A 12,456-nucleotide genomic window follows, 5' to 3' on the forward strand; every position below is an offset into this window, starting at 1 on the left:
TGGCAGCAGAACGGGCGGTTACCTCAAGTACAAAAAATTCAAGCAACTTTTTTTGTACTTTTTTAGATAGTTTACAGTGTGTTATCTTCATTTTTAAAGGGTAACATAACTGCCAATCTAATACAGCTCCAAAATAAATATCGGATTTATTGTGCCGGATAGATACCATTTAGGAAGGTATTGTTGGTTTAAAAGGCCGTCTGAAAATTTTCAGACGGCCTTTTTAAAAAGTTAGGTACTGCTCGTATCGGTATCGTGTTTACCAGGGTGGCGTAAAGTCATGCTGTGTTTGAGTGACTGCAAAGCAGTATCAATCATAGCGGGGATCAGTAAAGTGGTATCCAGCTTTGAAGTATCTGTAAGCAGGATACGCATCAGGCCGGAGCAGAGTGATTTCAGATAAATGGCTGCTGCTTCTATATTCAGGTTAGCAGGTAGCTTTCCTTGATCAATACATTGTTGCAGTGAGGCATATAGTTGGTCGTGCCAAAAAAGCTGGTTATAGCGGTGCATCAGGTTGACGATAGCTTGGTTCTCTTCTGTATGCTCGCATTTCAAATACAAGATGCTGATAAATTTTTGATGTATTACATTGCTCTGCATTTGTTCGAACAGATTTATCAGGGTATACCGCAGCCCTTGCCATGCATCGGCAGATATATTGTTTATATCAGTGGCTGTTTTAGTATTGAAATCGTTACAGATATGTTGGAATAGGGCATCGAAAAGATCTTCTTTATTTTTAAAATGCCAGTATAGGGCACCGCGGGTAACACCTGCGGCTTGGGCAATTTCGTTGAGAGAGGCTCGTGCTACGCCACGGCTGTAAAAGGTATCTAGTGCGGCCAGTAGCAGGTGTTCACGGGTTTTCATAGCCTCGGCTTTTGTTTTTCGCATAGTGGTCTATAGTTATAATTTGTAAAAAAAAAACAAAGATATTATAATGATGTATCTTTATTACATACAATGGTGTATGTATAATTTAAAAATAATATTTTTAAAATAACGAGAGAACTTGTAGGCAAAATTTATTTCTTCCTAACGGTAAGAAACGGGCAGCAGAGCATGGCTTAACAGTTTAGATGCGGAAAATACTATAAAATTCCGTATGCTGTTTGCGGAAAGTGTGATTGCCGCTTGATTTATGGAATTTTATAAAATAGGAAAAGAAAAATGTTGAGCAATATACCCAAAAAATTGCGCTTGCCGGTATTGGTAATATCGGCTGCATTGGTATTGCAGGCATGTGGCGGATCAGACACGGCTGCACAAAAACAAAAAAGTGCGGCAGCTGCCGAGAGGCCGGCTCCAGTAGTCGGAGTGGTAACAGTTCAACCGCAGCAGGTAGTCATTAGCACTAATCTGCCGGGGCGGTTGGAAGCACACCGTTCGGCAGAAGTGCGGGCGCAAGTAGGGGGTATCATTAAGCGTCGACTTTTCCAAGAAGGGAGCTACGTAAAAGCAGGCCAGCCGCTATATCAATTAGATAATGCGGTTTATAGCGCTAATTTAGAAAGTGCCCGCGCCCAATTAGCTTCGGCTCAGGCATCGTTAGCAAAGGCTAATGCCGATTTGGCTCGTTATAAGCCTTTGGTTGATGCAGATGCGATCAGCAAACAGGAATATGATGCTGCTGTGCAGGCGAAACGTGCTGCAGAGGCATCTGTTAAATCCGCACAAGCAGCCATTAAATCTTCACAAATCAATGTGAATTATTCCCGTATTACAGCTCCGATTTCAGGTTTCATCGGGCAATCAAATGTATCTGAAGGTACATTGGTATCAGCCAATGATGCGACAGTTTTGGCAAAAATACAGCAAACCAATCCGCTGTATGTCAATCTAACCCAATCTGCATCTTCTGTAATGAAGATGCGCCAAAGTATTGCTGATGGAACAATGCAGTCGGTAAACGGCGCGGTAGAGGTTGATATTTTGATGGAGGATGGCGCCCGATATGCACATAAAGGCCGCCTGTTGTTTGCAGATCCGACCGTTGATGCAACAACAGGTCAGGTAACATTGCGTGCGGAAGTGCCTAATCCGGATAACGTATTGCTACCCGGCCTGTATGTTCGTGTAGATCTGCCACAGGCAAAAATGGCGAATGCTTTTGTTGTTCCCCAGCAGGCGGTTGCGCGTGGCCAGCAAGATACAGTAATGGTTGTAAATGCAGACGGAACAATGGCGCCGAAGATGGTGACTGTAAGCCAACAACAAGGTAGCAATTGGATTATTACGGGCGGACTACAGGCCGGAGATAAGGTGATTGTCGAAGGTTTGTCGATAGCGGCAATGAGTGGTGCGAAAAAAGTTACGCCTAAAGAATGGAGTAATCCTAATCAAGTACAAGCTACCCAATCTGACAAGATGCCTGCAGGTGCGCCGGCATCTGAACCTACAGCTTCGTCAGCAAAGTAAGGAACGGAAATGGCAAAGTTTTTTATTGACCGACCTATCTTTGCATGGGTAATTGCGATTTTTATCATCATTGCCGGCTTACTTGGCATTCAAAATCTGCCGGTATCACAATATCCCTCGGTTGGAGCGCCGACAATTACATTGACGGCCACTTATCCGGGAGCTTCTGCACAAGTGATGGAAGACAGCGTTCTGTCGGTAATCGAACGCAATATGAATGGTGTAGAAGGCTTGGATTATATGTCTACCAATGCAACTTCCAGCGGCTCAGGTACGGTTAGCCTTACTTTTAAACCTAATGTTGACGAAAACCTCGCGCAAGTTGATGTTCAAAACAAACTTTCTGAAATTACGGCCGCACTCCCCGCTACGGTTCAGCAAAACGGGGTAGTGGTATCCAAATCGCGCTCAAATTTTCTGATGGTCTTGATGATGTCGTCTAAAACGATGACGACAGAAGATATTGCTGACTATATCGAACGCAATATCAAACCGGAGGTACAGCGTATCGATGGAGTAGGTGATGCCCGTTTGTTTGGCTCGCAGCGCGCGATGCGAATTTGGGTTGATCCTGCCAAATTACAAAATTACAACTTATCGTTTGCAGATGTATCTGCAGCTATCAGCGCTCAAAACGCACAAATCTCAGCAGGTACACTGGGAGCACTGCCGGCGGTTGCAGGGCAAACAATCAGTGCTACGGTAACGGTGGATGGGCAACTGGCCACTCCAGAAGAGTTCGGTAAGATTATTTTGCGCTCCAATAATAGCGGAGCGAACGTTTATTTGCAGGACGTAGCAAAAATCGAGTTGGGCAGCCAAAGCTACAGTTCGTCTACACGTTTAAATGGCGAGCCTTCTGTCGGTATGGCTGTAATGTTGTCAAATAGCGGTAATGCCATGGCAACGGCTGCTGCAGTAAGAGCGAAAATGGAGCAGCTGCAGCGCTTTTTCCCCGGAGATTTGACTTGGAGTGCACCTTACGACACATCTAAATTTGTCAGCATCTCTATTGAAAAAGTAGTGCACACCCTTCTTGAGGCAATTGTGCTGGTGTTTATCGTGATGTTTTTGTTTTTACAAAATATCCGATATACCCTTATCCCTACTATCGTAGTGCCGATTTCTCTATTAGGAGCTTTCGCATCTATTTGGTATTTGGGAATGTCGATTAACGTATTGACCATGTTTGCCATGGTATTGGTTATCGGAATTGTTGTTGATGATGCGATTGTAGTGGTGGAAAACGTTGAGCGGATTATGGCGGAAGAAGGTTTGTCGCCTCGGGAAGCTACTAAAAAAGCAATGGGACAGATTTCCGGCGCGGTTATCGGTATTACCGCCGTTTTGATTTCGGTATTTGTCCCCTTGGCGATGTTCAGTGGGGTAACAGGAAATATTTACCGACAGTTTGCCGTAACTATGGCAATTGCGATTGCTTTTTCTGCCTTTTTGGCTCTTTCGCTGACACCTGCTTTATGTGCTTCTTTGTTGAAACCAATCCCCAAAGGACAACACCATGAAAAAACCGGATTTTTCGGTTGGTTTAACCGTAAATTTACGGCATGGACGCATGGTTATGAAGGGTGGGTTGCTAAAGTTTTACGTAAAACTTTCCGTATGATGATGGTTTATTTGGCGTTGGGTGGTATTGCGGCATTCTTATTCATGCGTATCCCCAGCTCATTCCTACCTCAGGAAGACCAAGGCAGTTTAATGATGATGGTACAGCTGCCCGCGGGCGCCACCAAAGAGCGTACGGATGCCACTTTAGCTATAGCTAATAAGGTAATCACCTCAATGCCGGAAGTGGAAAGCTTTATTGGTGTTTCGGGCTTCAGCTTTGCAGGTTCGGGACAGAATATGGGTTTTGGTTTCGTTACATTGAAAGACTGGAGTGAGCGCAAGGCTCCGGGTAGCGATGCTTCTTCTGTTGCCGGCAAGATTACCGGTGCGCTGATGGGAAGCGTGAAAGACGGTTTCGCTTTGGTATTGAATCCGCCGGCTATTATGGAGCTTGGTACAAGTTCTGGGTTTAGCATGTATTTGCAGGATCGTAATAATAACGGTCATGCCGCGTTACTTGCCAAGCGTAACGAGCTAATTGGAAAAATGCGCCAGAATCCGATGTTTAATCCGGCCAATGTGCGTTCTTCAGGTTTGGAAGATGCTCCTCAATTGAGAATTGAAATCGACCGTTTGGCAGCAGCTGCGCAAGGAATCGATTTTTCCAGCATCCGTACTGCTCTAGGGTCGGCTTTGGGGTCGGCTTATATTAATGACTTCCCGAATAATGGCCGGTTGCAACGTGTTATCGTACAGTCTGATGCTGCCTCCCGCATGCAGCCTGAGGATCTATTACGTATTACTGTACCTAACAGCTCGGGTATTGCCGTACCGCTTGCGTCGATAGCGACTGCATCTTGGCAAACGGGTATGGAACAAAGTGTTCGGTTTAACGGTTATCCGGCAATGCAGATTGACGGTGCGGCCGCGGCCGGTTATTCATCCGGTGAAGTAATGGCTGAAGTACAACGCATGGTGAATGAAATGGACGGCTACAGCCTTGAATGGGCAGGACAGTCGCGAGAGGAAGCCAAGGGTAAGTCGCAAACTATGATCCTATACGGTTTTGCTATTTTGGCTGTGTTTTTGGCTTTGGCCGCTTTGTATGAAAGCTGGTCGATTCCGTTGGCTGTAATTTTAGTAGTGCCGTTGGGGTTTTTAGGTGTGGTACTGGGGGTAACCGGTCGCAATCTGACCGGTGGTCTTTTTGGCTTGCCGCCTTCATATCTCAATGATATTTATTTCCAAGTAGGCTTGATTACGGTTATCGGTTTAAGTGCCAAAAATGCTATCTTGATTATTGAGTTTGCCAAAGACTTACAAGCCCAAGGCAAAACGGCGGTTGAGGCGGCACTCTCTGCGGCTCATTTACGCTTCCGTCCGATTATTATGACTTCGTTCGCATTTATTTTGGGTGTAGTGCCTTTATACGTGGCATCGGGTGCCAGTTCTGCAAGCCAGCGTGCCATTGGTACAACCGTATTGTGGGGTATGTTGATTGGTACAGTATTGGCTGTTTTCTTAGTGCCGTTGTTTTATGTCGTCGTGCGAAAACTCTTTAAGGGTAGTACACATGAGCAGGAACGTGCGCGGCAGCATGCGGTAGAAGCCGGCATTACGCCTGAAATGGCCGATAAGTACCTGCATGATGCGCAAACAGGTAGTCGCTCACTTGAGCATACTTATCCGACGGAAGATGAAAGCAAGGATAGTTAAGATGAAAATGACAACTATAAAACCTGTTTTGACTGCGGTGGCGGCAGGTCTCATTTTGTCGGCATGTACGATGATTCCGAAATATGAGCAACCTGCGGTGAATATACCCACTTCTTTTAAATATGATACTGCCGAGCCCGGAATCCAAGCAGCCTCTTTGGGGTGGCAGGATTATTTTGCAGACCCGCGCTTACATCGGCTGATTGAGTTGGCTTTGGCTCAGAATACGGATCTGAAAGCAGCGGCACTCAATGCAGAGGCTGTGCGTTCTCAATATATGATCAGCAGGGCCTCATTACTGCCTGGTATCAATGCCAGCGGTAGCGGCAGTCGGTCGCGTGTTGCTGCAGACCTGGCCGGAGGAGCTTCGTCTATTTCCTCTGCCTATAATATAGGTTTGGGCATTACGGCTTATGAGATAGATTTGTTCGGCAAGGCACGTAGTAATGCAGAGGCTGCTTTGCAAAGTTATTTTGCAACCGTGGCCGGTAAAGATTCTGCCCATTTAGCTTTGATTGCGGGGGTGGCAAAGGCCTATTTTAATGAGCGTTATGCCGAAGAAAGCATGAAGTTGGCGCAAAATGTTTTAAAAACCCGCGAACAAACTTATAAGCTGACTCAATTGAAGCATAAGGCAGGAGTAATATCCGCAGTCGATTTACGGCAGCAGGAAGCACTAATTGAAGCAGCGAAGGCATCTTACTCCTCTGCGGTGCAAGGCAGGGAACAAGCGCGTAATGCTTTGGCGGTGTTGATTAACCAACCGTTACCTGATGATTTGCCGGATGGGTTGCCTTTAAGTAAGCAGTTTAAAATTGAGCGGCTGCCTGCCGGATTATCTTCGGAAGTATTGCTGAACCGACCGGATATTCGTGCCGCAGAATTTGCTTTGAAACAAGCCAATGCCAATATCGGAGCGGCCCGCGCCGCCTTTTTTCCGAGCATCAGTCTCACGGGTATGGTGGGAACCGGATCTACTGAGTTGAGCGGTTTGTTCGGTGCTGGTAACCGTACTTGGACATTTGCGCCCAGTATTAATCTGTCGATTTTCAATTGGGGTAGTAATGTTGCCAATTTGGACTATGCAAAATTGAAACAACAAGTAGAAGTAGTTAATTATGAAGCGGTTGTACAGTCGGCTTTCAGAGATGTTGCTGATGCTTTGGTCGCACGGGAGCAGCTGGATAAAACGTATGCGGCGAATGTTAGCCAAAGCAAAGCATATGCCGATTATTTGAGATTGGTTAATTTACGCTATAAACACGGCGTGGCCAGTGCGTTAGATTTGCTAGATGCAGAACGTAGTAGCTATGGTGCGGATACGGCTTTATTGAGCACGCAGCTTACTCGTTTGGAAAATTTAGCCGATCTATATAAAGCACTTGGAGGAGGTTTAAAGCGCTTTACTACCCAAGAAGAGCCTGTTTCTCAGTAAAATATGTTATTGATGTTATAAGTTGCTGGAGGCCGTCTGAAAATAGGATATGAATATTTTCAGACGGCATTTTTTTATGAGAATTACACATGGTTTTCATCAAGCCGATTAAGCACGATTCATGAGGTAATCAGGCCGCTAGGGCAGGCTTTGCGTAAATTGAGCGTTACTTTTGGTGGCGAGTGATTTTTTATTGTTGCAAGGAGGTATTTTTTATCTTGTTAAGATTACTTGTTTGGTAAAACACAACATATTCTATTTGGTTTGCTTCTGAAATTATAGCTGTTTCAAAAAGCTACTTGAAAGAAGAGGGTATTTCGTGATATAAATCACGTTTTACTATTTTAGAAGTTTGGAGACTGACCATGGCACGAGTTTGCAAAGTGACCGGTAAGCGCCCGATGTCTGGCAACAACGTATCACACGCCAACAACAAAACCAAACGTCGTTTTTTGCCCAACTTGCAATCACGTCGTTTTTGGGTAGAGAGTGAAAACCGCTGGGTTCGCCTGCGTGTATCTAACGCAGCATTGCGCACCATTGATAAAGTAGGCATTGATGTCGTATTGGCTGATCTGCGTGCTCGCGGCGAAGCTTAATTTAACGCTTACTGAGGATTACTGCAATGCGCGATAAAATCAAATTGGAATCTAGTGCAGGTACTGGCCACTTTTACACCACTACCAAAAACAAACGCACTATGCCCGGCAAGCTAGAGATCAAAAAATTTGATCCGGTAGCCCGTAAGCATGTTATCTATAAAGAAACCAAATTGAAATAATTGGTTTTTGATAGTAGTCTGTGCTAAAAAACCTTTGTGTTTACACAAAGGTTTTTTATTTTGAAAGAGTCCTTCTAAATATAATCAGACGGCTTATGTTGCGGCTTGGTTTGTGTTTTGTACGAAGCCGGCTTTCTTATCTATACTCTGTTTATATTCAAAATAGGCCGTCTGAAAATGTATTTCAGATGGCCTATTAGATATTAAATAACCCTCATCTCACTTATTAGCTACCCTGTAAGCTGTTTGGTAATCAGTTTTTTAATCGGTGGGAAATTATTGCCGATTCTTAATACGGCATTGCGCAACAGTTTAGCCGGAGGCGTCTCATCGGTAAATAATTTCAACAACATATTGGTACCATGATACAACGGTTTGGCTTGGCGCATATGTTTAGCATTGTATTGGCTCAGGATATGTTCCGAACCAATATCCAAATGATGCTTGTGGGCATTCAGAATTAATGTGGCTAAAATCTCTGCACTGGATAAACCGAGGTTGAAACCGTGAGCAGTGACAGGATGCATACCAACTGCCGCATCGCCGATAACAGCACTACGGGTGCCGTAAAAACGTTGGGCAATCATACCTACCAAGGGGTAACTGTGTATGGTGCTGGCCAACTCCATGTCGCCTAATCGGTGGTTGATCTGTTTTTGTATACTTGCCGCTAACGCTTTAGGTGTCATAGATTCGATTTCGGCTGCTTTGTCGCTATCTACGGTGATGACTGTATTCGTGAGGTGCTCTTCCAGTGGGAGCAAGGCGATGGTTCGACCATAATGGAAACATTCGTAAGCCGTATGTTGGTTGGAGATAGTGTGCTTCATACGACAGACAAACATTGTCCGGCTGTAGTCATGCATATCGCAGGAAATGCCAAACTGGCGTCTTGTTTGGGAAAAGCGGCTGTCTGCGGCAATTAACAGGCGGGCCGTTAACGTTTTGCCGTTGTCGAGGGTTGCTGATACACCTTGAGTGTCGGTTTGTGTATGTATTACGGTGCTATTGCACAATAAAGTAATATTTTTTTTATCGCGAATGCTTTCATAAGCCGCTTGGCGTATGTTGTGATTGGAAATAAGATAGCCTAAGCAGTCTGCTGAAATATTCAGGGTTTGATCGGGAGGGGGGAAATGGAGTTGGTAGGAAGAATTACCGTTCAATACTTTGGCATCACGTAGGGGATAGATTTCGTTTTCTGAAATTCTTTGCCATATGCCTAACCGTTGCATAATATTTTTTGAAACGTGGGTAAGGGCGATTTCACGACCATCATAAGGCGGATTTTGAAGCGTTTCCAGAGAACTTTTCTCTATTAGGGTAATATTCAGACCGCTGTCAGCGAGCACAGCGGCAAAACTTAAACCGGCAGGGCCAGCGCCGATAACTAAAATATCGCTGTTCGTTGTCATGGTGCTTCCTTGGAATAATAAATATTTCAAGCTGGGTGAGGATAAACGAAAGTGGCCGTTTGAGGGAAAACTTTTGAAATTTGCTTAATATATGTCAAAGTCTGATGCAGGTAAGCTTGGATAGTTTAAATATAAGCATAAAAAAATTCAGACGGCATTTATTAAAATGCCGTCTGAAATATTTCTAATCGGATCGCTTATTTCCAATAACGCCACCAAGGCATGCTATCCAATTTCCATCCGGTTTGCAGATAGGGGCTGTTGGGGAAGTTTTGCGATAAAATACGGCGGGTATCGTCTGCCAATTGGGGTTTGTTTAACCGTTGATAGGCTTGCTCCATGATGGCTAGAGCCTCTTCTACAAAACGTGTGTTTTGATACTGCTGAACCACTTTTTGCGCACGGTTTGCAGCCGCCAAATAGGCTCCGCGTTTCATGTAATAGCGGGCTACCGCAATTTCATTACCTCCCAAGGCATCTACCAGCTTGGTCATGCGTTCGGTGGCATCTTGTGCGTAGCGACTGTTGGGATAGCGTTCGATTAATTGCGCAAAAGCATGATAAGCATCGCGGTTTGCTTTTGGATCTCGGTCAGACCAGTCTTGCGAGGCCAGTTTGTTCAGGAAAGACTGATCTTCATTGAAGAGGATGAGGCCTTTTAAATAAAGGGCGTAATCCATATTCGGATGTTGGGGGTACATACGCTGGAAACGCTCAACTGCGGCGAGGGCTTTTTCAGGTTCGTCATCTTTATAGTAGGCATATGCGGTGTCAAGCTGCGCTTGTTGCGCATGGCGGCCATTAGGGAAGCGCGATTCTAAAATTTCGTATAACTTGATGGCTCTAGTATAATTGTTGCTGTTTAAGTCGTCTTGCGCCTCAGTGTAAAGACGTTCTACTGTCCAATCTTGGGTCATTTGGGCATCTTTATCTACGGTGCCGGTAGCGGCACAGCCGCCCAATGCCAAGCCTAGAGTTACTACTAAAAGAATTTTTTTCATGCAAAACACTTCCTTTGACAATGAAGCCGATTATAACGATGATTTGGAGTTTTCGGCAGCCCCTGATGCAGAAAGTTGCATAAATTTAACCATTCCGGTCGACTTTGCCGGTATGCGTTTGGATGCGGCTTTAGCTAAATTATTGCCTGACTACTCACGCAGCCGCCTGACCGGATGGATTAAAGAGGGTGCGGTTTTACTAAATAATAAACCAACACAACCGAAAGATAAATTAATAGGTGGCGAACAAATTGCAGTAACCGTAAAGGTGAACGATGAAGCATTAGCTTTTACTGCGGAAGAGATGGATTTGGATATCGTTTATGAAGACGATACCGTAATCGTGATTAATAAGCCTGCCGGTTTGGTGGTGCATCCGGCAGCCGGTAACTGGAGCGGTACTTTGTTAAATGGTTTGTTGGCATATTGTCCGGGTTTGGCACAAGTACCACGGGCAGGTATCGTACATCGGTTGGACAAAGAAACCAGCGGTTTGATGGTTGTAGCAAAAACTTTGCCGGCGCAAAATCATTTGGTTCAGCAGTTGCAAGCGCGTACGGTGAAGCGGATTTACCGTGCGGTTGCGAATGGCGTCGTGCCTTTCGATGGCAAAATCGATACTTTGATTGGGCGTGATCCGCATAACCGTTTAAAAATGGCGGTAGTGAAGTTTGGCGGCAAGCCTGCGGTAACGCATGTGAAGGTATTGGAACGTTATCGGGCGCACAGTTATATAGAGTGTGCATTGGAAACGGGGAGGACGCATCAAATCCGCGTACACATGCGGGAAGCCAATCATCCTTTGGCCGGAGATCCCGTATACGGTAATCCGCGCCATATATGTTCCGATCCGGTTAAAGAAGCAGTTAAAGGACTGGCACGGCAGGCGCTGCATGCTTATCGTTTGAGCTTTGTTCATCCGCTCCGCGGGGAAACGGTTTCTTTTGAAGCTCCTATTCCGGAGGATATGTATCATTTGCTATCAGTCTTGCGTTTGGAGGCCGGATTGGATTCATCGTTGAGCGACGCGGTCGAGTGGAAAGACAAGCTGGGCGGCGATGACGATGATGATTGGAATGATGATGACTATGATGTTGAAGTCATGTATGTGCGTGATTAAGCCGAATGATATTTCTTGAAAATGCTTTATGCATGTTTGATACTTTATATTGTAGAATCGGTGTTTTTGAAAAATATGGCAGTCTCTATATATATTATGAGGCCGTCTGAAAACAGAAAGAAGAAAGCTGTAGCATGAAATCATTTGATTTAAATGAGGCAATTGGGATAAGCAACGGCGAAACAGTATTTCTGCGGGCGGATTGGCCCGCTCCTTCGAATGTGCATACATTAATCAGTACGCGTAACGGCGGTGTTAGTAAGGCGCCTTTTCATAGTATGAATGTCGGTATGCATGTCGGCGATGATGATGAGGCTGTTTGTGAAAATCGGCGAAAAATTCAGAATCAGGTCGGCTTACCTCTAAAATACCTTAATCAAGTGCATGGTACGGATGTCGTACAGGCGGTTGATGGAGAGGTGCCTGCTGATGCAGATGCGAGTATAGATCGTAGCGGAATGGTTGCTTGTGCCGTGATGACTGCCGATTGCCTGCCGGTTTTGTTTTGTGACCGCACGGGTACGGTGGTTGCAGCGGCACATGCTGGGTGGCGCGGTTTGCAGGGCGGTATATTACAAAATACGGTGGCTGCCATGGGCGTGCCGCCTGAAGAAATATTGGCTTATTTGGGGCCGGCTATTGGCGCTGACGCTTTTGAAGTAGGGCAGGATGTCTATGATGCTTTTTGTCGAGAGATGCCTTTGGCGGAGGCAGCCTTCGAGCCGATCGGAGATGGTAAGTATTTAGCAGATATTTATATGCTGGCACGTTTGATATTGCGGCGGGAAGGTGTGACGCAAATTTACGGCGGGGATCGCTGCACCGTATTGGAACGTGATTCATTTTTCTCATATCGTCGGGACGGGCAAACCGGACGTATGGTAAGTGCCATTTGGTTAAATAAAGATTAAAGCATAAGGGGGATATGATATTTTTGAAATTTTGATATTAAATTTATCAAGAGCCGTAGCCGGTATTTAAAACGGCCTGTCTTAAAGAAG

10 protein-coding genes and 1 pseudogene are annotated in these 12,456 nt (G+C 45.2%); 7 read left to right on the plus strand and 4 right to left on the minus strand.

The genetic code is table 11. The annotated features are described in order from the left end of the window. Positions 1-91, minus strand: a pseudogene (locus tag ACEPPX_RS06500) (IS1595 family transposase); the annotation flags it as partial. 140 nt (positions 92-231) lie between these two features. Beyond that, positions 232-897: a TetR family transcriptional regulator gene (locus tag ACEPPX_RS06505; protein WP_047760748.1), complete on the minus strand. Its 666-nt coding sequence runs from the start codon at positions 895-897 to the stop codon at positions 232-234. A 276-nt stretch (positions 898-1,173) separates the two neighbouring features. On the opposite strand from ACEPPX_RS06505, the gene ACEPPX_RS06510 reads away from it, so the two are divergent. The 5 genes from ACEPPX_RS06510 (at position 1,174) to rpmG (ending at position 7,919) form a co-directional block, all read left to right on the plus strand. Continuing rightward, positions 1,174-2,421: an efflux RND transporter periplasmic adaptor subunit gene (locus tag ACEPPX_RS06510; RefSeq protein WP_416623409.1), complete on the plus strand. Its 1,248-nt coding sequence runs from the start codon at positions 1,174-1,176 to the stop codon at positions 2,419-2,421. 9 nt (positions 2,422-2,430) lie between these two features. Continuing rightward, the gene (locus ACEPPX_RS06515; RefSeq protein ID WP_416623410.1) at positions 2,431-5,703 is read left to right on the plus strand and encodes an efflux RND transporter permease subunit; all 3,273 of its coding nucleotides are present in this window, start codon (positions 2,431-2,433) and stop codon (positions 5,701-5,703) included. A gap of 1 nt (position 5,704) precedes the next feature. Continuing rightward, positions 5,705-7,138 (plus strand): efflux transporter outer membrane subunit, encoded by a 1,434-nt coding sequence (locus ACEPPX_RS06520; RefSeq protein ID WP_416623411.1) that lies wholly within the window; start codon positions 5,705-5,707, stop codon positions 7,136-7,138. 365 nt (positions 7,139-7,503) lie between these two features. Further along, a complete protein-coding gene (gene rpmB / locus ACEPPX_RS06525) occupies positions 7,504-7,737 on the plus strand; it encodes a 50S ribosomal protein L28 (protein ID WP_002216391.1) in 234 nt (77 codons plus the stop codon). Positions 7,738-7,763: 26 nt separating this feature from the next. Next, positions 7,764-7,919, plus strand: a complete 156-nt coding sequence (gene rpmG / locus ACEPPX_RS06530) for a 50S ribosomal protein L33 (protein ID WP_003684373.1) — start codon at positions 7,764-7,766, stop codon at positions 7,917-7,919. Positions 7,920-8,149: 230 nt separating this feature from the next. Here rpmG and ubiM read toward each other — a convergent pair whose 3' ends face one another. Further along, complete coding sequence (gene ubiM / locus ACEPPX_RS06535; RefSeq protein WP_416623412.1) at positions 8,150-9,334, minus strand: 5-demethoxyubiquinol-8 5-hydroxylase UbiM; 1,185 nt, start codon at positions 9,332-9,334, stop codon at positions 8,150-8,152. A gap of 197 nt (positions 9,335-9,531) precedes the next feature. Continuing rightward, a complete protein-coding gene (locus ACEPPX_RS06540) occupies positions 9,532-10,335 on the minus strand; it encodes an outer membrane protein assembly factor BamD (RefSeq protein WP_047760744.1) in 804 nt (267 codons plus the stop codon). Between ACEPPX_RS06540 and rluD the strand changes: the two genes are divergently transcribed. Both rluD and pgeF read left to right on the plus strand, forming a co-directional pair. Then, positions 10,334-11,455, plus strand: coding sequence for a 23S rRNA pseudouridine(1911/1915/1917) synthase RluD (gene rluD / locus ACEPPX_RS06545; RefSeq protein WP_416623413.1), 1,122 nt, complete (start codon positions 10,334-10,336; stop codon positions 11,453-11,455). The genes ACEPPX_RS06540 and rluD overlap by 2 nt on opposite strands. A gap of 134 nt (positions 11,456-11,589) precedes the next feature. Further along, positions 11,590-12,366, plus strand: a complete 777-nt coding sequence (gene pgeF, locus ACEPPX_RS06550) for a peptidoglycan editing factor PgeF (protein ID WP_416623414.1) — start codon at positions 11,590-11,592, stop codon at positions 12,364-12,366. Positions 12,367-12,456 lie beyond the last annotated feature (90 nt).

This window comes from Neisseria sp. S1 (genome assembly GCF_048060015.1).
Lineage (GTDB): Bacteria > Pseudomonadota > Gammaproteobacteria > Burkholderiales > Neisseriaceae > Neisseria > Neisseria arctica.